We start from the raw sequence: 24,026 nt of genomic DNA, 5'->3' as shown, positions 1-24,026 counted from the left end.
GCTTTAATGGTTGCTACGGCGCTGATTGTGCGGAGGGATACTTCTCATCCGCCTACTTCGCCTTCTTGGCTTTGGCCTTCTTTGCCTTCGCGGCCTTCTTTGCCGGCTTTTCCTTCGCCTGCTTCTCGACCTTCACCGCAACCGGAGTGCTGGCGGCGATTCGCATTGCACGCGCGTAGCTGTCGGCGACGTTGTCGGCGGACATCTGCAGGCGCTTGGCGGCGGCGGTGGCCTGCTCCATGGTGGCCTTGGCCATCATCTTGAAGCGGTCGCCGGTCTCCTTGCCCTTGGCCTTGGCCGCCAGGCCGTTGAAGCGATCCCGCCGCTCTTTGGCGCGGGTCATCAGGCCCGTATGCAGTTGTCTGGCCAGTTGCCGGATCACGACATCCAGGTCGGCGTCCGCCATGTTGTTCTATCCTCTTCGAAAACGGTATCGATGCGGGCGGGACTATGCAGATCGGGCCCCGCCTTGGCAATTCCCGCCTGGGCGTCATCCGCAGCTTCCGGTCTGCAAAACAAAAAAGCCGCGCATTTCGCGCGGCTCTTTGGCTGATTTGGCCAAGGCAGCTCTACGTTCGCCTCACTTCAGCGAGGCGACCGGGCCGTTTGCCGCCGCCGGCTCCGGGTCGAAGCCGAACACGCCGACCAGGTATTTGTAATAGTCCGGCATCTTCTCCTTGAGCGTCTCGCGCGACTTCGGATCGTGGAATTCGCTCTTTCCGGCCAGGAAGATGCTGGCGGTCACGGCAAAGAATTCCATGGGATTCTTCAACGCATAGGATTCCTTGGGGAGCAAGTCCTTGGACTTGGCAAGGGCGAAGTAGGCGATCACGCCCTTGTTGGCGTAGCCGTCCGGCAACAGCCGCGCGTGATAGGCGTGCAGGAGCTCGTGCAGCAGCACGGCTTCCTTTTCGTAGCGCATCATGTCCGGGCGCAGCATGATCACACCGAGGCCCGAATCGACCGCGAGGTCGACGGCGTTCGGATTGGTCCAGCGCTGCTTGTCGTGGTCCCAGACCGTCAGCGTCCGCGGCACGCGGCGTTCGACGTTGGGAGCGACGCGGCCGTAGCAGGCGGTGGCGGCACCTTCGTCGAGGCAGGCGAGCTCGCTGGCGATGATCGGCACGGTGCGGAAGAAGCGCAGCACGCGCGGCGACAGGCCGGCCGCCTCGACCGCGTCGATCTGGCTCTTCAGATTGTCGGTGAGCTTGTCGACATCCTTGCGATCGGAGTTCTCCGACAGGTCGAACATGTAGCCGCGGTAGCTCTGGAAGCCCGGCGGCAGCGACTGTGCTGCATCGGCATCGAGCGATCCGGCTTGGGATGGATTGGCGAAGAGCGCGCCGACAATGGTTGCGGTCAGCAGCAACGCAATGCGCATGATGAACCCCCTGATGTCACTTCGCCCGGCAGAATAGGCCACCGTTGTTTGCGAAAAGTGAGTGGGGCAAGACTAAGGCACTGATGTTGAGGCGTGCTTAATCCTTGGTTGCAGATCGCGGAGGCAGATTAGCGACGGGTTAACCAAGGAAGCCGGCTCGAACTGGACTCTCGGAAAGGCCGGTAAGCTGCTTCCCCGTCATCCAGAGGCGTGAGGCTGGGCGATGCGAACGCATCGCCAGCCGAGCCTCGAAGGATGAACGGCCGGGATGCTGCCGGGCCGATTCATCCTTCGAGGCTCACCATGGAGCGCTCTGCGCCCCATGGTGAGCGCCTCAGGATGACGGGGTTGGCTATCGGGTGTAGATTGACAGCACCAAGCTTGAGACAGCCAGAAGGAGGATGCCATGTATGCCGCCATCCGTCAGGCCAAGGCGAAAAGCGGGAGCGCGGAAGAGCTGGCGCGCCGCATCAAGGACGGCGCCGTTCCGATCATCAGCGACGTCGACGGTTTCCGCGCCTATTACGTCGTCTATGCCGGCGACGACACGGTGACCGCGATCTCGATCTTCGACAAGTTCGAGCAGGCGGAGGAGGCGAACCGGCGCGCGATCGCCTGGATCGAGAAGGATCTGGGGCCGTTGCTTGCAGGCCATGCGAGCGCGGCTGCGGGGCCGGTGATCGTGCATACGCTGGCGTGAGGTCAGCGCGAGCTATCTCCCCATGTCGTCCCGGCGAAGGCCGGGACGACACTGACGTTGTGAACTGCACCTCACGCCTAACACGCAGCCGCCCCCTCACAACTCCCGCGCATTCGAGAACGCGAAGCTCGACACCCGCCGCGTCGTCTCGTCCAGGATGAGCGTGCGCGTGATCGGCGGCTCGGCGCGCTGGGCGCAGTTTTCGCGCTCGCACAGGCGGCAATTGACGCCGATCGGCGTTCCTTCCGTCTTCTCGAGGTCCATGCCGGCGGCGTAGGTCAGGCGCGCGGCGTGACGGATCTCGCAGCCGAGGCCGATGGCGAAGCGGGGTTGCGGCAGCGGGTGCGGCGCGACGGGGCGGCGCACCATCTGGGCGATCGAGAAATAGCGCGTGCCGTCGGACAGCTCGATCACCTGCTTGAGCAGGCGATCCGGCGTGTCGAAGGTCGAGTGCACGTTCCACAGGGGGCAGGTGCCGCCGAACTTCGAGAACGGGAAGGTGCCGGAGGAGAAGCGCTTCGAGACGTTGCCGGCATTGTCGACGCGCAAGAGGAAGAACGGAATGCCGCGCGCGTTCGGCCGCTGCAAAGTGGTGAGGCGATGGCAGACCTGCTCGAAGCCGGAATTGAAGCGCTGCGCCAGCACGTGGATGTCGTAATTCAGGGCTTCGGCCGCGGCGAGGAACGCGGGGTAGGGCATCATCACGGCCGCCGCAAAATAGTTGCCGAGCGTGATGCGGAACAGGCGGCGCGGCGCGTCGTCGAGCGGTCCGGCACGGCCGATGATGGTCTCCAGATGCTGCGCACATTCGCCGAGGCCGAGCTGGAAGGCGAGCTGGAAGGCGCGGCCGGGCGGATCGACCAGCTCGGAGATCAGCAACTGGCGGCGATGGCGATCGAAACGCCGCAGCGTCTCGCGCATCACGTCGACCGGCATGACGCGGGTCTGGATCGAGTGCTTTTCGCGCAGCCGCGCCGCGAGCGCCGCATAGAGTCCCTCGGCAGGGACGTTCAACTCATCGCGAAGAGCTTCCGCGGCCTGCTCAAGCTCCGGAAAATAGTTGCGGTTGGCCTCGATCAGCTCGCGCACGCGCTCGACCGGATTGGCCTCATAGCGCGTGCCGACGTCGCGGTCGGCCATCTGCGCCGCCGCCAGCGTCTCGCCCTGACGGGCCTCGGTATAGGCGGCGTAGAGCCGCTGCAGCGCATGGGTGACGCCGGGGCAGAGCTCGGCGAGGTCGCGCAGCTCCTGCTTGGGAACGTCGATCTGGCGGAACAGCGGATCGGAGAAGATCTCGTTCAGCTCGGCGAAGAAGCGGTCCTCGTCGGCGGTGGCGAGGTCGCGCAGGTCGAGATCATAGGTCTCGGCCAGCCGCAGCAGGATCTGAGCCGTCACCGGGCGCTGGTTCCGCTCGATCAGGTTGACGTAGCTCGGCGAGATCCCGAGGCCTTCGGCGATCTGGGTCTGGGACAGCCCCAATTGCTGCCGAATCCTGCGGAACCGCGGGCCGACGAAGAGTTTCTTGCCGGAATTGGCGGGCATTTCTCAGGGCTCCGTGCGCATTAAGGACAGTTCAGTTGACCTAAAATTTTACAAACTTTACAAAATAACATCTATTACATGTTCTTATGTTACATGACATCACCAATAAAAAACAAGCCATCTATACGAAGTTTCTGTTTTCGCGTTTAGCTCCTGACACGCATCTCGCAATGCACTGTCAAGAATGTCGATGGCACGCCATCGCCATCGTCAGCGAAAGGATCAGGCAAATGAACTACCAGCCCCGTGGCATCAGCACTTTCCAGGCGCCGGCCTCGTATCAGAGCGAGATCGACGCAGCGAAGGCGCTCCTCGAGACCCAGCCGACCTGGAACGGGGTGTCGGCCGAGGCCGTCGCACGCATGCGCCTGCAGAACCGCTTCAGGACCGGCCTCGACGTCGCCCGTTACACGGCGGCCCTGATGCGCGCCGACATGGCCGCCTATGACAACGACCCGACCAAGTACACCCAGTCGCTGGGCTGCTGGCACGGCTTCATCGCCCAGCAGAAGCTGATCTCGGTCAAGAAGCACTTCGGCGGCAAGACCGATCGCACCTATCTGTATCTCTCGGGCTGGATGATCGCGGCGCTGCGCTCCGAGTTCGGTCCGCTGCCCGACCAGTCGATGCACGAGAAGACTTCGGTGCCGGCGCTGATCGAGGAGCTCTATACCTTCCTGCGCCAGGCCGACTCGCGTGAGCTCAACGACATCTTCCGCCTCCTCGACAAGGCGCGCAAGGAAGGCGACAAGACCCGCGAGAAGGAGCTGATCGCGAAGATCGACGGCTTCCAGACCCACGTCGTGCCCGTCATCGCCGACATCGACGCCGGCTTCGGCAACGCCGAGGCGACCTATCTGCTCGCCAAGAAGATGATCGAAGCGGGCGCCTGCGCGCTGCAGATCGAGAATCAGGTCTCCGACGAGAAGCAGTGCGGTCACCAGGACGGCAAGGTCACCGTGCCGCACGAAGTGTTCATCGCGAAGATCCGCGCCTGCCGCCATGCCTTCCTCGAGCTCGGCGTCGAAGACGGCGTCATCGTGACCCGCACCGACTCGCTCGGCGCCGGCCTGACGCAGCAGATCGCGGTCAGCCACAAGCCCGGTGACATCGGCGACCAGTACAACAGCTTCCTCGACTGCGAGGAAATCACCGCGGAGAACGCCCGCAATGGCGACGTCATCATCAACCGCAACGGCAAGATGATGCGGCCGAAGCGGCTGCCTTCGAACCTCTACCAGTTCCGTCCCGGCACTGGCGAAGACCGCTGCGTGCTCGACAGCATCACCTCGCTGCAGAACGGCGCCGACCTGCTCTGGATCGAGACCGAGAAGCCGCATATCGAGCAGATCGCCAAGATGGTCGATCGTATCCGCAAGGTCGTCCCGAACGCCAAGCTGGCCTACAACAACTCGCCGTCCTTCAACTGGACGCTGAACTTCCGTTGGCAGGTCTACGACGCGATGAAGGAAGCCGGCAAGGACGTCAGCAAGTACAACCGTGCCGAGCTGATGAAGCCGGAATACGACGATACGCCGCTGGCGCAGGAAGCCGACGAGCGCATCCGTACCTTCCAGGCGGATTCGGCCAAGCGCGCCGGCATCTTCCATCACCTGATCACGTTGCCGACCTATCACACGGCGGCGCTCTCGACCGACAATCTGGCGAAGGAATATTTCGGCGACCAGGGCATGCTCGGCTACGTCAAGAACGTCCAGCGCCAGGAGATCCGTCAGGGCATCGCCTGCGCCAAGCATCAGAACATGGCCGGCTCCGACATCGGCGACGACCACAAGGAATACTTCGCCGGCGAGGCTGCCCTGAAGGCGGGCGGCGCCCATAACACGATGAACCAGTTCGGCTAACGCAGCACGCTATTGGACAGGAGAACTGACAATGACCAAAGGCAGCAATTTCTGGGTGATCGGCGGCGAGTTCGGTTCGATGAACTTCCACAAGCTCGTGGAAGGCTCGGCCCAGGTGCAGGGTCCGTTCAAGACCCGCAAGGAGGCCGAGGATGCCTGGCGCACGGTCTCGGAAGAGAACCGCCACAAGGCCGGCGTCCGCTTCTCCATCGTGGAAGAGCCGTCGCGCGTCTCGGCCTAAGGGCCTGGCTGCCGACCTGAATTAAGAAGACGTCCAAGGACGGATGGTCCCATCCAGGCTCTGCCTGGGTGGGATCGTCTGTTTTTGGCACAGGTCAATCGCCTGTGGGTGCCGTAAGTATCTGGAATTATGGACCCTTTGCGGGCCTCGTGGTTGCTGATAGGTTAATGGAGGAAAGTCGAGGACGAGGCCGACAATGTCAGAGCCCGAAACCAGCGGGACCCATCCCGGCCAGCCACGCCCGGTGCGGCTGCGCGATGCGCTGCTGCGCGCGCGGATCGAGGCGGCCGACCGGACCGGCGTCGTCGTCGATCTCAGGGACGCCGAGGTGGCGCGGCTCGAGATCCTCAACGACGCGCTCGATCCCCTGTTCGCGCAGGTGCCGGATAAGATCGATCTGTTCGACCGCGGCATCAGCCAGGGCGATACGCCCAGACTCTGGATCGACGTCGTCGCCCACATCGTGATGGGGCGCGACAAGCGGATGTACCGTTTCGTTCAGGACACCCGCTTTGGCCGCATCGTGCTGGCCGAATCGCACGACACCGCTGTGATCGTCGAGGCCGTCACCGATTATGTCGCGCGCCGTATGGTCGAGCGCGAGCATGCGATGGTGGTCCCGCCCGAACCGAAGCCCGAAGTCGCGCCGCCGCCGCCGCGCCGCTCGCGCGTGTGGCCGTTCGTGTTCGGCTTCGTGCTCGGCGCCGCCGCTTTGTTCGGCCTCGCCCTGCTGGCGGCCTTGCGGAGCTGGTGAGGTATTCTCCGCCGTCATTCCGGGGCGCGCCAAAGGCGCGAGCCCGGAATCCATTCATCCACCAATTCTGCGGCCCGATGGATTCCGGGCTCGCGCATCGCGCGCCCCGGAATGACATCGAACTAGATCAACCTTACATGCTTGATCTGCCCAATCTGAAATCCCGCCCCGAGGCTCCGCACCGTCTGTTCGCAGCGCCAGCCGGCATTGTCCTTCTCGATTCTGAAAAGATTATAGGCCGCCGCCGGGTAGCGCCCGTGCGCGAGCGCCGAGGCCGAGGGCACGCCGAGCGCGGGAATGTTGCCGTTGGGGCCCTCGAACCACATCGTCGAATGAATGTGGTCGTGCCCGTGCAGGATCAGCTCGACGCCGTGGCGCTTGAGCAGCGCCAGCAGTGCGGCCGAATCTGTCATCCGTTTCTGCCGCGCATCGGACTTCAAGGGATGGTGCACCAGCAGCACGCGGAAGACGTCCTCGGCCGCGAGCCGTTCGAGCATTGCTGCAAGAGAGTCGAGCTGATCGCGCCCGAGCGTGCCCGTCGCCATCAGTGGCAGGGTCGGCACCGCCGTAGACAGGCTGATCAGCGCGAGCGGCCCGCGACGGCGCACGGATGGAAAGCCGATGCCGCCGTCGTCGCCCGCAAGATAAGGCGCAAACGTCTCGCCGAAGCGATGCGAGGTGGCGCGGACATAGGCGTCGTGATTGCCGGGAATCGTGGTGACGCGGTCGGGCGGGCCGACGCCCTCGAGCCAGGCGAGGGCAGGGGCGAACTCGGCTTCCAGCGCGAGGTTGACGAGATCGCCCGTCACCGCGATGTGGTCGGGCGCCTGCGCCTTCATGTCGGCGACCAGCGCATCGAGCACTTCGCGGCGCTGATACTTGTGGCGGTTGCGCGTCCAGTTGACGTAGCCGAGCACGCGCTTGCCGGCGAGCTCGATCAGCCGCGGCTTCGGCAAGGGCGCTAGATGCGGATCGGACAGATGGGCGAGCGTGAAGGGGGCCAGCGTGTTGGGAGTCATGGCGTGCGATTGCCTCGCTATTGCTACGTTGTAATGGCAAGGTCGCGGGGACTGTGCAAGCGGGGCCGGGACAGCGGCCTCAAGGAAGCCTGATGGGGGATCTGGACCGCATTCGACGAAAATTCGAGCCGCTGCTGCGGCGAGTCTTCCACGCTTATTTCCTCGTTGTCCGCGGCATGACGCTCGGCGTCCGCGCCGTGGTGCTGGATGCCGAGAATCGGGTGTTTCTGGTCAGGCACAGCTACGTCAGCGGCTGGTACCTGCCCGGCGGCGGCGTCGACCACGGCGAGACCATGGAGCAGGCGATGCGGCGCGAGCTCAAGGAGGAGGGCGACATCGACCTCACCGGCGAGGCCGTGCTGCACGGCATCTTCCTCAACAGCCACGTTTCCCGCCGCGACCACGTCGCGGTCTACGTCGTCAGGCAGTTCAGGCAGGACGGTTTGCCCGAGCCCAACCGCGAGATCGTCGAGTGCGGGTTCTTCGCGGTCGCGGCCCTGCCCGAGGGCACCACGCGGGGGACGCGGCTGCGGATCGCGGAAGTGCTGGACGGCAAGCCCCCGATTGCGACGTGGCGCTGAGGGCGGCTTTTGCTAGTGCATCAGGAGTTGCAGTTGAACGAATGCAAGCCGAGGGTTTCAGAACACCTCTCCCAGCCGACCTTGAAAAGGAGCTGAGCGCCGTCGCTGTCCGATGGACCGCGCTGCGTTCAGGTGCTATCCCGCGAATTGACATGACCGATCTCTCACTGACCATCCTCCCCGAGGCCGCCGGCGACGCCCAGTCGATCGAGCGGCTGCACGAACGGACCTTCGGTCCCGGCCGCTTCGTGCTCAGCGCCTACCGGATCCGCGAGCACGTCGACCATGTGCTCGAATTGTCCTTTACCGCCCGTATCGGCACGCTGCTGGTCGGCTCGGTCAGGCAATTGCCGGTGCTGGTCGGCGAGACGCCGGCGCTGCTGCTCGGCCCGCTCACGGTCGAGCCGCCGTTCCGCGGCCGCGGTGTCGGCCGGCTGTTGATGGAGCGCGCGCTAAAGGACGCGAAGGCGAAAGGTCACCGCCTGGTGCTGCTGGTCGGCGACGAGCCCTATTACAGCCGCGTCGGCTTCAAGCCGGTCCCGAAGGGCCGCGTCACCATGCCCGGCCCGGTCGACGCCGCCCGCATCCTGGTGTTCGAGCTCGTCGACGGCGCCTTCGAAGGCGTGTCGGGCCCGGTCGGCCCCGACTGGAGCAAGGCGCGGAAGTAGTTCGGGCTACGACTCTGTGCACTACGAGACGACAGCGGCTCCGCAATGACGGGGTGAGATAGCCGGTGTGCCGGGGCCCCCTGGCCCCGACGCACCCAGGATCAGAACTTGAAGTTCGCGAATGCGCGCACGCCGATGCCGGGCATCAACACCTCGTCCTTGGTGTAGGACACGGAGTTGCGGATGTTCTCGTTGAGCAAATTGTTGCCGACGATGCCAGCCATCATCTCGCGCGCGCCGAACCAGTTGCGGTCGAGCTTGGTCTTGTAGCTGATCTCGGCCTTCAACAGATTGTAGCCCGCCGTCGGCGTCTCCGCGATCAATGCGACGTTGTTCTGCGCGAAGGCGTGCAAGAGGTTGACGCGCATCAGCCAGTTGTCATCGCGCCAGAACACGCCGCCGCCCATTCGCATGGGGGGAATGCGCGGCACGTTGGTGCCGTCGCTGAAGGTGGCGCGGACGAAGTCGAGCTGATTCTCGATACCCCAGATGCCACCCTGGAACGCGCCGACGTCGAGCTGCGACTGGAATTCGCCGCCGCGGAAATTGGCATTGCGCTGCGAGTAGACCGCCTGGTTCAGCTCGGCGCCCGGCGAGCCGCAGGAGGCAAAGTCGTCATCGCAGGACACGCCGGTGAGGCGGCGATAGATGAAATTGTCGAAATGCGTGTAGTAGACCGTCGCCTCGAAGCGGAACGGCCCCGTCGCCCTGCGCACGCCGAGCTCGACCGATTTTGCGGTTTCGATGGTGAGGTTGGGATTGCCGATGTCGAAGGTCGCGGTCGCGTCATGGCCGCCGCGTGAAAACAGCTCGGCCGCCTTCGGCGCGCGTTCGACATACTGCGCGGTGATGCTGCCGACCATGCCGCCCGGCAGATCCTGCAGCAGGCCGATGCTGCCGCTCTTGGGCGTGAAGGACGGATTGCGCGCGATCGCCGCCTGCGGCGTGCCGTCGGGCAGATAATCGGCCGGGAAGTCCGGCGTCGTGCCGTGCAGCTCGACATGCTCGATACGGCCGGCGATCTGCGCCCGCGTCGCCTCGGTGAACTTGAACTCGTTGAAGGCGTAGCCCGCGACGCGCGTGCTGTTGTTCGGATCCCACAGGCCGTTGAACAGCGTGCCGGGATTGTCCGGGCTCGGCGCGCTCAATTCCTGATGTCCGACCTGGAAGCCCAGCGCTGTCGTCACTTCGGCAAAGCGCGCATTGAACGGCATCAGCTGCACCTCGGTGCGGATCTCCTGCTCCTTGTTGGTGAAGGTCTGCCTGATGCCGTCGCTGTTGAGGTCGGCAGGATCGGCAAGTCCGATCTCGTTGTGCCGGTAGTCGGTCGCACCGGCCCAGAAGCGGACGGTGTCGATCGCGGCGGCGTCGGGATGATATTCGCCCTTGACGTTGATCTTGGTCTGGTGGCCGTCGATCCGCGTCTTGTGGTCGGCGCCGTCGATGCCGGGGATGTGGTAGAGCGAATCGTTCTGCGTGATCGATGCGCCGATATAGCCGCCCTGGAAGAAGTAGGAGCCGCCGATCGAGGCGCCATCCGAGCGCGTCGCCGAGTTGGGCTGGCGGCCGTTCACCGGGCGCGATTGATCGTTCAGATAAGGATAGCCCGGAATGGAATAGTCCGAGGTCGTGCGGCCATAGGCGTCGGCATGAAACGCAAAATTTCCGCCGCCGGTGTCGAGCAGCACGCCGCTTTCGACGCCGCGATCGACCGAAGAGAACGCCGTGCGCGTCTCGGCGGTGACGCAAGGCGATGTCGCGGCGGTCGCGAGCGGCGCCTTGGTCGGCAGGCCGTAAGCCTGGAATGACGGAGCGCAGGACGGCAGCGCATCCGGAATCCGGTTGTTGGTCGCGCTGACGACACCGCCGATCGAGGTTGAGCCGTAGCGCAGCGCGGCAGGCCCGCGCACCACTTCGATCTGGTTGGTCGCCAGCGGATCGATCGGGACGAAATGGTCCTCGCCGAGGTCGGAGGCGCCGCTCGAATTGGTGCCGTTCTCGACGATGCCGACGCGGTTGACGTCGAGACCCCGGATGATCGGCCGGCTGGAGGCGCCGGGCGCGAAGCTCGAGCCGGTGATGCCCGGCTTGGAGAACAGGAGATCGCCGAGCTGGCCGCCGCCCTCGCGGCGGATCTCCTCGTTCGGCACCACCGTGACCGTCGCGAACTGGTTGGTCACGACAGGCAGCACGCCCTGCTGGGGCGCGGCGGGCGCGGAAGCTGCCGGCGCGGCGTCCGCCGTGCGTTCGTGGCTGGGCGCCCGACCGGTGCGTGCGACACGGACCGGGCTGCGGGTCGGCACCACTCTGCGCACGATGGGGCTCGGCGCCGTCACGGTGACGGCGGGGATCTCGGTCGACGATTTGTCTTGCGCAGGCGTTTGGGCGAAAGCGGGCGTGGCGGCGGCGCCGAGCAGGAGCAGGCTTGCTCCGCCAAGACGCTGCGCGCGTCGCGATTGAAATGACATGGTCCTGATTCCAGTCAGGCGCCGTCCGCATGATGGTTTGCTGATCGGAGGCGGCCTGCCGTCGCGGCGCGACGGAATTCGACTTCAACGTCTCCCGGGCATTTGCCGATGCGCGGCGAGCCCGGGCGTGATCAAGCGATGTCTGGAGTCAGGACGTGGGAGGGGCGCGGGGCTGGAACGCCGTGCCGGCCGATTTCAGATGGAGAAACTCGGCATCGGTGGTGCGGTGGAGCAGCTCGATCGCCTGTGGCAGCTGCAGCAGGGGCGGCGTTGCCGATATGACGGTGCCCGCCATCGCGACGACGGCGCAGATCGCGCAATTGTCCTCGCCCGGATGCTCACGGTCGGGAGCGGCAGGCGATTGCTTCTGGACCGCGGCGCGGTCGATCGCAGCAACGCCGTTGGCGCCGTCGGTCTGCTGGAGCGAGGATTGGGTGAGCGGCGCGGCCTGCGCGAACCAGTGGCTATGCCCGAACGTCAGCGCGAACTGCACCAGCATCGCGAACAACGCGAGCCGGGCGCCGTGCCTGATATTCGACCGGAACCAGTTCATCTGGAAAAAGCTACCCCCACATCGCGAGGCGCCAGCCTGGGCGCCGCGATGTTATAATGTAACATCACAGGAAGCGGTAACGGATGTCAACCGCAGGCGAGCTGTTGGGAGGCGGCGGATAACACGATGTGTCGTTCGGGCAACTAGCGCCTGTTGCGCGTCAGCGGAGGTATGTTCCCTCCCCACAAGGGGGAGGGAACGGAGAGAGCGTCGCAGTTGGCTGAACTCAATTCGATTTCAATCTACCACGTCTGCAGGAGCTCACCGCCCCTCGCGGACCCAGGTCGCAGCAAACGCGCCGAGCAGCAGCAACAGCCCGATCAGGCCGGCGAAGATCGGCAGCACGCCGACGCCCTTCACGACGCTGGCGTCGCGCATTCTGACGCCCATCCAGCCGTCGCCGGCAAAGACGCTGGCCGAGCGCACCGGCAGGATGCGCGGCAGCTCGACATCGGCGCCGCTGGCCACCCGCACTGCGTTGCCGCCGGTCGCCTGTGTCAACGGCTTCAAGGTATCGATGGTGGAGGTGACCTCCGAAAACTCCTTCGGATTGGTCGGGCCGACATTGATCAGCGCCTTCAGCGTGCCGTCGGTGGCCTGCCACAGGCCGAGCTCGCTCGCGGGAAGGCTGGCGCGCCATTCGCCGGGATCGCCGGGGCTCAGCGTCAGATCCTGCGACACGCCTGATGGCGAGGTCACGCTCACCGGCTGGACGCTGTCCGCCATGGTCTGACGCACCACGACGAGATTCTTGCCCTGCACCTGCAGACGCAGCGCCTCTTCGTCGAGGTCCGGCTGCTTCATCAGCCAGTGCGACATCCGCCTGAGCAGATCCAGATGTGGGCCGCCGCCCTCATAGCCGCGCGCCCACAGCCAGATGTGGTCGGAGAGCAGAAGCGCGACGCGGCCCTCGCCGAAGCGCGACAGGAACAGAAGCGGCTTGCCGTCCGCCCCGGTCATCACCGGCGGGTTGACGGAATTGCGGGTGTCGACGGTGCGGAAGAAACGGCTCCAGTGCGGCGGCTCGCTGGCGGAGCCCTCCAGGGCGCGCGTGACGGGGTGGCGTTTGCCGATGTCGGACAGGTGCGCATAGAACGGCTTTTCCGTCACGCCGACCGGTTCGGCCGGCAGCACCGAATCCAGCGGCGTGCGCCAGATGCTGGTGTTGGAGGCGTAGTCGGGGCCGGCCGAGACCAGCACCGCGCCGCCGCCGCGCACATAGCGCGCGATGTTGTCGAAATAGGCGATCGGCAGCACGCCCTGGCGGGCGTAGCGATCGAAGATGATCAGCTGGAATTCGTTGATCTTCTGCTGGAACAGCTCGCGGGTCGGAAACGCGATCAGCGACAATTCGTTGATCGGCGTGCCGTCCTGCTTCTCCGGCGGACGCAGAATGGTGAAATGCACGAGGTCGACGCTGGCGTCGGACTTGAGCAGATTGCGCCAGGTCCGCTCGCCGGAATGCGGCTCGCCCGAGACCAGCAGCACGCGCAGCTTGTCGCGCACCCCGTCGATGGCGACGACGGCGCGGTTGTTCACCGGCGTCAGCTCTCTCTCGAGCGGCGAGGCCTCGATCTCGACGATGTTCGGGCCGGCATGCTTGATGTCGACGTCGACGCTCGCGGCCTGGCCGCTCGAGAGCGTGCGCTCGTTGATGACCTCGCCGTCCCTGCGGATCGTGACCCTGGCGCGCTCGCCCGTGACGCCCTGGTCGTCGAGGCGGTAGCTGATGGTCTGGGTCTGGCCGACGATGCCGAAGCGCGGCGCCGCGGTGATCGCGATGCGGCGGTCGCGCTCGTCCTTCTGGCCGGTGATCAGCGCATGCACCGGCGCCTGGAAGCCGAGCGCCGTGGCGCTGGCCGGAATGTCGTGGACGCGGCCGTCGGTGATCAGGAACGCGCCGGCGACGCGGTCGACCGGCACGTCCGACAAGGCCGAGGCGAGGGCGCCGAACAGCTTGGTGCCGTCGGTCTCGCCATCGGCCTGTCCGGCCTCGACGACGCGGACTTCGAGTCCCTTGATCTTCTTCAGGCCGTCGACCAGCGCTTCCTGCGCTTGCGCAGCCTCGCGATTGCGGTTGCCGAAATTCTGGCTCGGGCTCTTGTCGACGACGACGGCCGCGACCGAGGTGAGGGGATCGCGGTCCTCGCGGGTGAAGGAGGGATTGGCGAGCGCGAGCAGGAACAGCGCCAGCGCGGCCACGCGCACGGCGGCACCGCGCGCGCGCGCAACCAGCAGCACGAGCGCGATGACGACGATCGCGGCGAGCGCGATCCACAGCACGATCGTGGGGACAAGCGGCGTGAATGCGATGCCGTAATTCATGGCGATCCTATTGCCCCAGCCGTTCGATCAGCGCCGGAGCGTGCACCTGGTCGGCCTTGTAATTGCCGGTCAGCGTGTACATCACGATGTTGGCGCCGGCGCGGTAGGCGAATTCGCGCTGGCGGGTGTCGCCGCCGGTCACCGGCAGCATGGCCTGGCCGTCGGGCCGCACGGCCCAGGCGCCGGCAAGGTCGTTCGAGGTGATGATGATCGGCGAGACGCCGTCGCCGCCCCGCGCCGGCCGCTGCGCGCTGTCCTCGTCCTCGTCGCGCGGTAGGGTCTCGACCCAGGTCTGGCCGGTGACGAAGCGGCCGGGGAAGTCGCGCAGCAGGTAGAAGGTCTTGGTCAGCACGTGCTCGCGCGGCACCGGCTCGAGCTCGGGCACGTCGAGCGACGACAGGATCTCGCGCAGCGTCTGCATACCCGGGGTCTGCGCGGCGCCGTTGGCGCCGGGTGGCGCTTCGATCGCGTCGCGGGTGTCGAACAGCACGGTGCCGCCCTGCTTCATGTAGGCGTCGATCTTGTTGATGGCGTCCTGCGGCGGCTTGGGCGCGCCCGGCACGATCGGCCAATAGATCAGCGGGAAGAAGGCGAGCTCGTCGCGCGCGGGGTCGATGCCGACGGGATCGCCGGCCTCGAGCGCGGTGCGCTGTGCCAGGAACAGCGTCAGTCCGGACATGCCGGCCCTGACGATGGAATCGACGTCGGCATTGCCTGTCACGACATAGGCGAGGCGGGTCTGCGACGTCGCCTTCATCGCGAAATCGTCCGCGGCGCTGTCGGCGTGTGACGGCGCGGGCGAGAGCGAGGCGAACAGCAGGCCAAGCACGATCATCGCGGGCGCGGCGCGGCGGCGCAGCAGCGCGGCGATCCCGCCGCCGAGCACCGCGACGATGATGGCGTCGACCAGGAACAGCGCGAGCGCCGTCGACAGCAGCCAGCCGCGCAGATCCTGCGGCTCGGCATTGGTGTAGGTGGCGTGCCGGGCGCGCAGGCTCGCGGTGTTGAGCGCGGCGATGCGGTCGGCGCTGGCAAGCGTGTTCACGGCGAGCGGTCCTTCGGCCGGGCCATAGAAGCCCGGCGGATGATCTGACGTGGCGCGGTCGCGGTAATCCGCGGGCAGCGGCTTTGCGGTCGCCGGCGGCGGGCCGAACGCGCCAAAACCGTCGAGGATGTGCAGAGGCGCCACCGTCTCGGTGGTCGCTTCGCTGGCAACGCCTGGGCCTGGCTTTGACGTGTAGCCGGACATGTCGACGACCCGCCGCAGCATTTCGACGAAGGTGCCCGACATCGGCAGATCCGACCAGCGCATGTCGGCGCTGACGTGGAACAGGCTGACGAGACCCTTGCCGCGATGCTCGCCGGTGACCAGCGGCGTGCCGTCTTCCAGCGAGGCCCAGCTCTTGGTGGCGAGCACGGCATCGGGCTCGGCCAGCACCTGGCGGCTCACGGTGACGTCCTTGGGAACGGCGACGCCGGCAAACGGGCCGTCGGCCGCGAAGGTCGCAAGATGCTGCGGCTTCTCCCAGGTCAGGCTGCCGCCGAGCGTGCGGCCGCCCTTGCGCAGCTTGACCGGCACGAGGTCGTCCTCGGCCTGCGCCAGCCGGGGACCGGCGAAGCGCACCAGCACGCCGCCCTGGTCGACCCAGGCATTGAGGCGCTCGCGCAGCTCCGGCGCGATGGTGCCGACATCAGCAAGGATGATCATCGGCAGTTTCTGGTCCAAAAATTGTGTGATGCCCTGCTGCGGCGAGCCCTTGTCGGCGAGCCTGACGTCGGCGAACGGCGCCAGCGCGCGGGTGAGATAGAAGGTCGGCGCCAGCAGCGGCTGCGCGGTCTCGCTGGTCGCCCCCGAGACGATGCCGATGGCGCGGCGGCGCCAGCGCTTGTCGAGCAGCTGCACCGCGCCGGCGGAGCGCTCGCCCGAGATCTCGAGCCGCGTGATGTCGTTGCGCAGCTCGACCGGCAGATCGAACGCCGCGTCGGTCTCCTTGTCCTGCGGACCGAACGTATAGCGGGCCTCTCCGATCGGCGAGGCCTTCTGGTCCAGCGCGCGCACGGTGCCCATGGCGATGCCGCTGTCGGTGCGCAGCACCTTCACCGTCATCTTCGCCGCGGCGTTCTCGGCCGCGACCAGCGCCAGCGGTGAGGAGGTGCCGCCTTCGAATATGGTCAGGCTGCGATCGCCGACGGTCTTGCCGAGGCCAGCGACGAAGTCCTCGCCGCGGCCGGTGTCGACGCCGTCGGACAGCCAGGCGATCTCGCAGTCGCCGGTGGCTTTCAGGAAGCGATCGACCGCGGCCAGCGTCTCGACGCGGTCGATCGAATAGGGCTTTGGCGCGAGCTGACGCAGCGCGACGCGCGCCGCGCCCGCCGGCATCAGGGTGATGTCGCGGTTCGGCTCGGATAGCGGCACCAGCGCGATGGCGCGGCGGTCGTTTTCGGCATTGGCGATCAGCTCGTCGGCGGCCCTGATCCTGACGTCCCAGTGCGACGCGGCGCTCCAGCCGTCGTCGAGCATGATCATCAGCGGCGCCTTGCTGTCGGCTGCGCCAACTTGCGGATTCCAGATCGGGCCGGCAGCCGCGAAAATGACCAGAGCCGCAGCCAGGAGACGCAATGCGGTCAGCCACCACGGCGTCCGCGAGGGCGTCTCCTCCCGCGGGGCGATGTCGAACAACAGGCGCGTCGGCGGAAACTCGATGCGGCGCGGCCGCGGCGGCATCACGCGCAGCAGCCACCACAGCACGGGCAGGCTGACGAGGCCGATCAGGAGCAGCGGTTCAGTGAAGGCGAGCGGCAGTCCCATCATGCGGCCGGCCCCACCTTGATCGTCGTGGTGCGGGCGCCCGATTTGCTCACCTGCATGCCGGCATGCAGGAACAGCAGCAGCTCGGCGGCGGAGCGGTCGGTGGCGTGCGTGGTGAACAGCCAGTCCAGCTTGTTCGTCTCGGCGCGGATCTGGTCGCGGTGCAGCGCGAGCCGCGCGGTGTAATCCTGCGCCCAGCTCTCGGCGCGGCCGGCGGTGATCACGCCGAAGCCTTCGGGCTCGACGAACTCGACGCGGCCGGAATAGGGGAACGACTCTTCGGCGGGATCGACGATTTGCACCATGGTGCCATGCGCGCCGGAGCCGGAGAGGCCTGTGAGCGTCGTCTTGATCTCCGCGATCGGCGACCAGAAATCCGACAGCACGATGATCTCGGCCAGCGCCGCCGGCACAAAGGACGGCGGCAGGCTGAGGCGGTCGGCATCGTCATGCAGCATCGCCTGCGCCATCTTGTCGATCACGCTGCGGCTCGCGGTCGGCGCCATCAGGCCGGGAATGCCGACGCGCTCGCCGCCGGACACCAGCAGCTCGGCCAGCGCGAAGGCGACGATCAGCGTGCGCTCGAGCTTGGACTCGCGCGCGGTCTTCGAGGCGAACGCCATCGACGGCGAGCGGTCCGGCCAGATCCACACCGTGTGCGAGGCTTCCCATTCGAGCTCGCGGACATACAGATGGTCGTCGCGCGCCGAGCGGCGCCAGTCCACGTTCTGCGCCGGCTCGCCGGAGACAAAGCGGCGGTATTGCCAGAAATTCTCGCCGGAGCCGGCGCGGCGCCTTCCGTGCAGGCCGTGGATGACGTTGGCGGCGATACGGCGGGCCTCGAGCACCAGGCGCGGCAAGGAAGCTGCGAGCGTGCGGCTTTCGCCATCGGCACGTCGGATCGCGATGATCTCCTTCGCTGTGTGCCCGTTCTCCGCTGCCATCAACCGATCCGTGTCTTCAATTGCCGGATCACGTCCGGAATCGTGCGGCCCTCGGCGCGCGCCTGGAACGTCAGCGCCATGCGGTGCTTCAGCACGGGCTCGGCGAGGTCGAGCACGTCGTCGATCGACGGCGCCAGGCGTCCGTCGATCAGCGCGCGCGCGCGCACGGCCAGCATCAAGGATTGGCTGGCGCGCGGGCCGGGGCCCCAGGCGATGAACTTGCCGGCTTCGCCGGCGTCCGGACCGGGACGGGCCGAGCGGACCAGCGACAGGATCGCTTCCACCACGGAATCGCCGACCGGCAGGCGCCGGATCAGCCGCTGCGCCGTGATCAGCGCGTCCGCGGTCATCGAACCCCTCGCCAGCGTTTCCTCGGCGCCGGTGGTCTCGAACAGGATGCGGCGTTCGGCGTCGCGATCGGGATAGTCGACGTCGATCTCCATCAGGAAGCGGTCGAGCTGCGCTTCGGGCAGCGGATAGGTGCCTTCCTGCTCCAGAGGGTTTTGCGTCGCCAGCACGTGGAAAGGCTTCGGCAGATCGTGGCGCGCGCCGGCCACGGTGATGTGCTGCTCCTGCATCGCCTGCAGCAGCGCCGACTGCGTGCGCGGGCTGGCGCGGTTGATCTCGTCGGCCATCAAGAGCTGCGCGAACACCGGACCTGCGATGAAGCGGAAGGCGCGCCTGCCGGCGGTGCTCTCGTCGAGCACTTCGGCGCCGAGAATGTCCGACGGCATCAGGTCGGGCGTGAACTGGATGCGCTTGGCATCGAGACCGAGCGTCACGCCCAGGGTCTCGACCAGCTTGGTTTTGGCAAGGCCGGGCACGCCGATCAGCAGCGCATGGCCGCCGGAGAGGATGGTGACCAGCGTGTTCTCGATCACGCGATCCTGGCCGAAGATCACGGACGCGATCGCATCCTTCGCCGCGCGAATCTGGCTCGACACCTGCTCGGCCGAACGAACGATCCCGTCCTCGAGTTTCTCGACACTCTCCGCCATCCGTTTAGCTCCTTCAGCCTGCCGCGCCGCTTGCTTGCGTCGTCACGTCACCACATCACGGATCATCACGTCAGATCATCACGTCAACTCATGGGGCCTATGCTAGACTTGCAGGAAGGCCATGTATTCGTTGAATTAACCTATCCCCACCTTATCGGCTTCGGGTTATGTAGGGCATCACGAAGTGGCGACCTCCCACACCGGACTAATCCGGGGTGGAACCGCGCACCCGATTACAACGTAGACGTACAAGTTAGACCTGCACCAATCGTGCCAGAGGACAAAGTCAGGGCAAACCATGGCGAACCAAGGGCAGAGCGCCGATCGCGGTCTTGAGGGGCTGACTGCCGCCGCCAAAAGTGCTGCCAATGCCGAAGGCGCCAAGAGGGGTCTGCCTCCGGTGCATCTGTGGAATCCGCCGTTTTGCGGCGATCTCGACATCCGAATCGCCTCCGATGGTACTTGGTTCTACTTGGGGACGCCAATCGGGCGCCCTGCTCTGGTCCGGCTGTTTTCGACCATCCTCAAGCGCGAGGGCGACAAGCATTTCCTGGTCACGCCGGTGGAGAAGGTCGGCATCCGCGTCGACGATGCGCCCTTCATGGCGGTTGAGATGCAGAAGGACGGCGAAGGCAACCATCGCGTGCTGCGCTTCCGCACCAATGTCGACGACTGGGTCACCTGCGATGCCGCGCACCGGCTGCGCTTCGAGCAGGCCAAAGACGGCGGGCTGACGCCTTATCTGCATGTTCGGGCCGAGCTCTGGGCCAAGGTCACAAGGGCGCTCTATTACGATCTGGTTGACATGGGCGAGGAGCGGATGGTCGATGGCCAGCCGATGTTCGGCGTCGAATCATCAGGCGAATTCTTCGCCATGGCCGATGCGGACGAGGTGAGGGCCGCGCTTTGAACAAGCCTATCCTGAAAAGCGATCCGGTTGCGTTCGGCGCGGCGGATTTCTTCGCCCGCTCGAAGGCAAAGCTCGGCTTCGACGTTCCACTCGGCCTCTACGATCCCAACATCATTCCCGCCTCGGGCGATCCCGGCACCGACAAGATGCTCGAGATCGTCGCGCGCGAGCAGCCGGTACGCCCCGCAGCGGTCCTGATCGCGGTGGTCGATCATCCCGAGCCGACCATCCTCTTGACGCAGCGCTCGGCGCATCTCAACGACCATGCCGGCCAGATCGCTTTCCCCGGCGGCAAGATCGACGCCACCGATTCCTCGCCGCTGGATGCGGCGCTGCGCGAGGCCGAGGAGGAAGTCGGGCTGTCCAGAGACTTCGTCGAGCCGATCGGCTATCTCGATCTCTACGGCACCGCCTTCGGCTTCCGCATCCTGCCGACGGTCGCCAGGGTCAGGCCCGGCTTCGAACTCGCCATCAACCATTCCGAGGTTGATGATGCGTTCGAGGTGCCGCTATCCTTCCTGATGAACCCGGTGAACCATCAGGTGCATAGCAAGGAATTCCGCGGCATGGAGCGGTTCTACTACGCGATGCCGTTCGCGGAACGCTACATCTGGGGCGCGACGGCGGGCATGCTGCGTGTGCTGTATGAGCGGATCTATTCGTCATGATCCGGCCGGTTCTGACCGAGATCGGAATCTTCCTCATTCCCTTTGCCGTCTACGCGCTGTTCCTGGCCGCGACGCGGTCCGGCCTGTTCGCGCGATCGTCCTGGCCGGTCACCATCGTCGCCCGCCTCGTCCTGGCGGCGCTGGTGCTGGTGATTGCGGGGCTGATCGGCTTTGCGCATTTCTCCGGCGCCGCCCCGGATTCGACCTACGTTCCCGCCCATATCGAGAACGGCCGGCTGGTGCCGGGCGTGGAAAAATAGGGGCAGCACGATGAGCGCGGAGCCGCACCTTGCGCCGATTCTTGCCGATGCGCCCTGGCTCACCGCAGGCGGGACCGCGCGCGTCCTGCAATTGCTCAATGTCGACGGCGAGGAGGCGCGGGTGGTCGGCGGCGCCGTGCGCAACGCGCTGCTCGGTCTTCAGCCCGGCGACATCGACATCGCGACCACCGCGCGGCCGGAGGAGGTGATCCGGCGCGCCAAGGCTGCCGGCATCAAGAGCGTGCCGACCGGCATCGATCACGGCACCGTCACGCTGGTGATCGACAGCCACCCCTATGAAGTCACGACGCTGCGCGAGGACACCGAAACCTTCGGCCGCAAGGCCAAGGTCGCGTTCGGCCGCGACTGGGTCAAGGACGCCGAGCGGCGCGATTTCACCATGAACGGCCTGTCGGTCGATGCGCGCGGCGTCGTCTACGACCATGTCGGCGGCATCGCGGATGCCAGGGCGCGTCGCGTGCGCTTCATCGGCGATCCCGGCCAGCGCATCGCCGAGGATTATTTGCGCATCCTGCGCTTCTTCCGCATCCATGCCGCCTTCGGTGCCGGCGATCCCGACCGCGACGGCTATCTCGCCTGCATCCGGGGGCGTGCGGGCCTCGCCAGCCTCTCGGCCGAGCGGGTGCGCATGGAGATGCTGAAACTGCTGGTGGCCGGCGGCGCATCCGCGGCCGCGCTGGCCATGGCCGAGGGCGGATTGCTGCAAGCGCTGATCGGCGGCGTTGCCTATACCGGGCCGCTGTCGGCGATGATCGCGATCGAGCGCGAGCTCGGCCTCGCCGCCAGCAGCACGCGGCGCCTGGCCGCGCTGACGGTCGCGGTGACCGAAGATGCCAAACGCGTTGCCGCGCGCTTGCGGCTCTCCAGTGCCGAGACCAAGGCACTGGATTCGATGGGCCACCGCTGGTGGCGTTTCGCCGCCAAGGACGAGGCCAATGCGCGGCGGCTGCTCTATCGGCTCGGCCCCGAGCGCTATCACGATCGCGTGTTGCTGGGCTGGGCGCGGGCCGGCGGCGACGTCACCTCGATGCGCTGGCGCGCGCTCGCAGAACTGCCGCAGCGCTGGACCGCACCGAAATTTCCGCTGAAGGCCGCCGATTTCATCGCGCGCGGTCTGGCGGAAGGGCCCGCGCTCGGACATGTGTTGACGCTTGCCGAGGACGCTTGGCTTGCGGCGGATTTTCCCTTAGAGGAAGCCGCACTCGCTGCCATCGCCGATCAAGCTGCGGCACGAATCAGCCGCGATGAGAGAAATTGACCATCGTCTCAGGCTTCGCCGACATCTCGGTCTTTCAGCTCCTGCTGGTAGCAATGATGGCGTTGTTTGCTTCGATCATCGGTGGTCTCGCCGGTTACGGCACCGGCGCCCTGATGCCGCTGGTGCTGGTGCCGCTGGTGGGCGCCGAGCCCGTGGTGCCGATCATCGCGATCTCCGCACTCTTCACCAATTCCAGCCGCGCCGTTGCTTACTTGCGCTACGCCGACCGCCGTCGTGCGTTGATCGTGCTCGCCTGCGCGGCGCTGACGACCGCGCTCGGCGCCTACGGCTATACGCGTCTCACCAACGCCGGCGCGGCGCTCGTGATCGGCTCCATGCTGATCCTCAGCGTGCCGCTGCGCCGCGTGCTTCGCCGCCGAAAGGTGCGGATCGGCGACGGCGGCCTTGCCGCCGGCTCCGTCGGCTACGGCGTGCTGGTCGGTGGCACCTCGGGCTCCGGCGTGATCCTGCTCTCGCTGCTGATGGCCGCAGGCCTCGAGGGCGCCGCCGTGATCGCGACCGATGCGATGATCTCGCTCGGAACCGGCCTGATCAAGCTCTCGGTGTTCGGCCTCGCCGGCGCCGTCACCGCGCAGGTGCTGGCCTTCGCGCTGCTGATCGGCGCGATCGCGATCCCCGGCGCGTTCCTCGCTAAGGCTTTCGTCGAGCGGATGCCGCTGCACATCCACGCCGCGATCCTCGACGTCGCGGTGATCACGGGCGGGCTGGTGATGATCTCGGCAGCTGCGAGGCAACTGATCGGGTAGCTGCTTCCTTCATTGCCGAGGACTCGTCTGAATATCGTTGAAGCTTGAACGCAACACCTTTCGCTTCATTGCGTTGACTCTGGACTTTGGCGTCACAATCCTGGTGGCAGACCTGGTTGGTAGCCAAGTGCCAGACGTGGAGATTAGGCTATGCCCAAGCAGTACGAGACGCCGGAGCAGCGGGAGAAGCGTGAACTCGACGAGGAACTCGATCGACAATTGCAGCAGACGTTTCCAGCCAGTGATCCGCTGAAAATCACCCGGAGTCCGAACAAACGAACCGCACCAAGGTTGGCTGCCCGCGACGCCGAACGACGACGCCGCTAGGTTCGGCGCCCCTCTCGGCCCTGTGAACGGCACGGGGATGAGCCACGGCACGCCTCACGCCTTCGGTTCGGACGCGGCTGCCTCCTTCGCCATCCCGAGCTTGGGGCTGGCGGGAGGGACGACCAGGACGTCCACGTTCAGCGAGCGCAGGACTTCCTCCGTTACGCTCCCGATCAACGCCCGAAGCAATCCGGATCGGCCGTGCGTACCCATCACGAGCATGTCGGGCCGCTTCTCCTCGACGGCACGGGTGATGATCTGCATGGGTCCGCCTTCGCCGACGCGAAGAGACCATCGCCGCGTGCCGAACTCGTTGGTCACCAGAAAACTGGTCAGTTCCTCCATTGCCCTGTGACGTTCGCTCTCGACATATCCGGTGATGACGGCCGAGCTAGCCCCAGAGCTGATCAATCGCGTCTTGGCCATCGGCGAGAAGGCGTGAAGAAGCGTCGCTCCGTCTTCTTCCAGAAGTCCGGTGGACAGGCCGATGCGGATTGCTTCAGCCGATGTTTCTGACATGTCGACCGGCACCAGAACACGTTCATAGCGCCGCTGGGCCTCGTTGTTCACCATCAGAACGGGATATTTTCCTCCGCGGATGACACGTTCGATGGTGGTCCCTGTAAAGATATCGCGCAGAAATTGCTTGCGATGGCCGCCCATCACGATGAGATCTGCGCCGACTGCTGCGGCCGCGCGCAATATCCCGTCGAAGGGATGGCCCTTGACGACGGTCGGATAGCAGCGAGCGTCATGCAGCTCGGGCATGGACCCGATCTGCTCCACCAGCACCCGTTGTGCCTCCCGCTCTTCCATGCGGACCAGATCGGCCGGCTGGTCTTCATCAACGACGTGAACAAGGTGCAGCTCGGCACGGCGGGAGCGAGCCAGAAGGCCAGCTTGCCGGAGCGCGCGATGGGAGCGCGTGGAGAAATCCGTCGCAGCGACGATGATCATGTCAGGACCC

23 protein-coding genes are annotated in these 24,026 nt (G+C 66.1%); 12 read left to right on the top strand and 11 right to left on the bottom strand.

What is annotated here, in order from left to right:
* Nucleotides 1-52: 52 nt before the first annotated feature.
* Both AABA84_RS28155 and AABA84_RS28150 read right to left on the bottom strand, forming a co-directional pair.
* Nucleotides 53-406: a hypothetical protein gene (locus AABA84_RS28155; RefSeq protein ID WP_338308905.1), complete on the bottom strand. Its 354-nt coding sequence runs from the start codon at nt 404-406 to the stop codon at nt 53-55.
* A 174-nt stretch (nt 407-580) separates the two neighbouring features.
* On the bottom strand, nt 581-1,381 hold the full coding sequence (locus AABA84_RS28150) for a hypothetical protein (RefSeq protein ID WP_026202904.1): 801 nt from the start codon (nt 1,379-1,381) through the stop codon (nt 581-583).
* A gap of 406 nt (nt 1,382-1,787) precedes the next feature.
* On the opposite strand from AABA84_RS28150, the gene AABA84_RS28145 reads away from it, so the two are divergent.
* A complete protein-coding gene (locus AABA84_RS28145) occupies nt 1,788-2,081 on the top strand; it encodes an antibiotic biosynthesis monooxygenase (RefSeq protein ID WP_014497428.1) in 294 nt (97 codons plus the stop codon).
* Between the two features lie 96 nt (nt 2,082-2,177).
* Here AABA84_RS28145 and AABA84_RS28140 read toward each other — a convergent pair whose 3' ends face one another.
* Nucleotides 2,178-3,623 (bottom strand): helix-turn-helix domain-containing protein, encoded by a 1,446-nt coding sequence (locus AABA84_RS28140; RefSeq protein WP_212249260.1) that lies wholly within the window; start codon nt 3,621-3,623, stop codon nt 2,178-2,180.
* A gap of 230 nt (nt 3,624-3,853) precedes the next feature.
* On the opposite strand from AABA84_RS28140, the gene AABA84_RS28135 reads away from it, so the two are divergent.
* From AABA84_RS28135 to AABA84_RS28125, 3 genes are all read left to right on the top strand, one after another.
* Nucleotides 3,854-5,488 carry an isocitrate lyase gene (locus AABA84_RS28135; protein WP_212249261.1) on the top strand — a complete coding sequence of 545 codons (1,635 nt, stop codon included), beginning with the start codon at nt 3,854-3,856 and terminating at the stop codon, nt 5,486-5,488.
* Between the two features lie 31 nt (nt 5,489-5,519).
* Entirely contained in the window at nt 5,520-5,729 is a 210-nt protein-coding gene (locus AABA84_RS28130) for a DUF4170 domain-containing protein (protein ID WP_018323282.1), read from the top strand.
* A gap of 196 nt (nt 5,730-5,925) precedes the next feature.
* Nucleotides 5,926-6,483, top strand: a complete 558-nt coding sequence (locus AABA84_RS28125; protein WP_212249262.1) for a hypothetical protein — start codon at nt 5,926-5,928, stop codon at nt 6,481-6,483.
* A gap of 122 nt (nt 6,484-6,605) precedes the next feature.
* Here the strand turns inward: AABA84_RS28125 and AABA84_RS28120 are convergent, their stop codons facing one another.
* Nucleotides 6,606-7,487: a metallophosphoesterase family protein gene (locus tag AABA84_RS28120; RefSeq protein ID WP_212249374.1), complete on the bottom strand. Its 882-nt coding sequence runs from the start codon at nt 7,485-7,487 to the stop codon at nt 6,606-6,608.
* A gap of 107 nt (nt 7,488-7,594) precedes the next feature.
* Between AABA84_RS28120 and AABA84_RS28115 the strand changes: the two genes are divergently transcribed.
* Nucleotides 7,595-8,083: an NUDIX domain-containing protein gene (locus AABA84_RS28115; protein ID WP_338313783.1), complete on the top strand. Its 489-nt coding sequence runs from the start codon at nt 7,595-7,597 to the stop codon at nt 8,081-8,083.
* 152 nt (nt 8,084-8,235) lie between these two features.
* Complete coding sequence (locus AABA84_RS28110; protein WP_212249264.1) at nt 8,236-8,751, top strand: GNAT family N-acetyltransferase; 516 nt, start codon at nt 8,236-8,238, stop codon at nt 8,749-8,751.
* Between the two features lie 101 nt (nt 8,752-8,852).
* Here the strand turns inward: AABA84_RS28110 and AABA84_RS28105 are convergent, their stop codons facing one another.
* From AABA84_RS28105 to AABA84_RS28080, 6 genes are all read right to left on the bottom strand, one after another.
* Nucleotides 8,853-11,219 (bottom strand): TonB-dependent receptor, encoded by a 2,367-nt coding sequence (locus AABA84_RS28105; RefSeq protein WP_338313782.1) that lies wholly within the window; start codon nt 11,217-11,219, stop codon nt 8,853-8,855.
* 148 nt (nt 11,220-11,367) lie between these two features.
* Nucleotides 11,368-11,772 carry a DUF2946 family protein gene (locus AABA84_RS28100; protein WP_212249266.1) on the bottom strand — a complete coding sequence of 135 codons (405 nt, stop codon included), beginning with the start codon at nt 11,770-11,772 and terminating at the stop codon, nt 11,368-11,370.
* A 261-nt stretch (nt 11,773-12,033) separates the two neighbouring features.
* Complete coding sequence (locus AABA84_RS28095; protein WP_212249267.1) at nt 12,034-14,097, bottom strand: hypothetical protein; 2,064 nt, start codon at nt 14,095-14,097, stop codon at nt 12,034-12,036.
* Nucleotides 14,098-14,104: 7 nt separating this feature from the next.
* Nucleotides 14,105-16,909, bottom strand: coding sequence for a DUF4159 domain-containing protein (locus tag AABA84_RS28090; protein WP_338313781.1), 2,805 nt, complete (start codon nt 16,907-16,909; stop codon nt 14,105-14,107).
* Nucleotides 16,906-17,850, bottom strand: a complete 945-nt coding sequence (locus AABA84_RS28085) for a DUF58 domain-containing protein (protein WP_038972158.1) — start codon at nt 17,848-17,850, stop codon at nt 16,906-16,908. Before AABA84_RS28085 ends, AABA84_RS28090 begins: the two co-directional genes overlap by 4 nt.
* The gene (locus AABA84_RS28080; protein WP_035699913.1) at nt 17,850-18,848 is read right to left on the bottom strand and encodes an AAA family ATPase; all 999 of its coding nucleotides are present in this window, start codon (nt 18,846-18,848) and stop codon (nt 17,850-17,852) included. Before AABA84_RS28080 ends, AABA84_RS28085 begins: the two co-directional genes overlap by 1 nt.
* Nucleotides 18,849-19,146: 298 nt before the next feature.
* Between AABA84_RS28080 and AABA84_RS28075 the strand changes: the two genes are divergently transcribed.
* From AABA84_RS28075 to AABA84_RS28050, 6 genes are all read left to right on the top strand, one after another.
* On the top strand, nt 19,147-19,758 hold the full coding sequence (locus AABA84_RS28075) for a DUF1285 domain-containing protein (protein WP_338308911.1): 612 nt from the start codon (nt 19,147-19,149) through the stop codon (nt 19,756-19,758).
* Nucleotides 19,755-20,426: a CoA pyrophosphatase gene (locus AABA84_RS28070; RefSeq protein WP_212249270.1), complete on the top strand. Its 672-nt coding sequence runs from the start codon at nt 19,755-19,757 to the stop codon at nt 20,424-20,426. The genes AABA84_RS28075 and AABA84_RS28070 overlap by 4 nt, the downstream gene beginning before the upstream one ends.
* Nucleotides 20,423-20,686 carry a DUF6111 family protein gene (locus AABA84_RS28065; RefSeq protein ID WP_097666125.1) on the top strand — a complete coding sequence of 88 codons (264 nt, stop codon included), beginning with the start codon at nt 20,423-20,425 and terminating at the stop codon, nt 20,684-20,686. Before AABA84_RS28070 ends, AABA84_RS28065 begins: the two co-directional genes overlap by 4 nt.
* 10 nt (nt 20,687-20,696) lie before the next feature.
* Nucleotides 20,697-21,965, top strand: a complete 1,269-nt coding sequence (locus tag AABA84_RS28060) for a CCA tRNA nucleotidyltransferase (RefSeq protein WP_338313780.1) — start codon at nt 20,697-20,699, stop codon at nt 21,963-21,965.
* A complete protein-coding gene (locus tag AABA84_RS28055; RefSeq protein WP_338313779.1) occupies nt 21,962-22,732 on the top strand; it encodes a sulfite exporter TauE/SafE family protein in 771 nt (256 codons plus the stop codon). Before AABA84_RS28060 ends, AABA84_RS28055 begins: the two co-directional genes overlap by 4 nt.
* A 150-nt stretch (nt 22,733-22,882) precedes the next feature.
* On the top strand, nt 22,883-23,059 hold the full coding sequence (locus AABA84_RS28050; protein ID WP_162832244.1) for a hypothetical protein: 177 nt from the start codon (nt 22,883-22,885) through the stop codon (nt 23,057-23,059).
* Between the two features lie 54 nt (nt 23,060-23,113).
* On the opposite strand, the gene AABA84_RS28045 is transcribed toward AABA84_RS28050, so the two are convergent.
* Nucleotides 23,114-24,016, bottom strand: a complete 903-nt coding sequence (locus tag AABA84_RS28045) for a universal stress protein (protein WP_338313778.1) — start codon at nt 24,014-24,016, stop codon at nt 23,114-23,116.
* Nucleotides 24,017-24,026: the final 10 nt, after the last annotated feature.

It is taken from the genome of Bradyrhizobium sp. TM239, assembly GCF_036247985.1.
GTDB lineage: Bacteria > Pseudomonadota > Alphaproteobacteria > Rhizobiales > Xanthobacteraceae > Bradyrhizobium > Bradyrhizobium ottawaense.
This window is presented reverse-complemented; position numbering and strand designations above follow the sequence as displayed.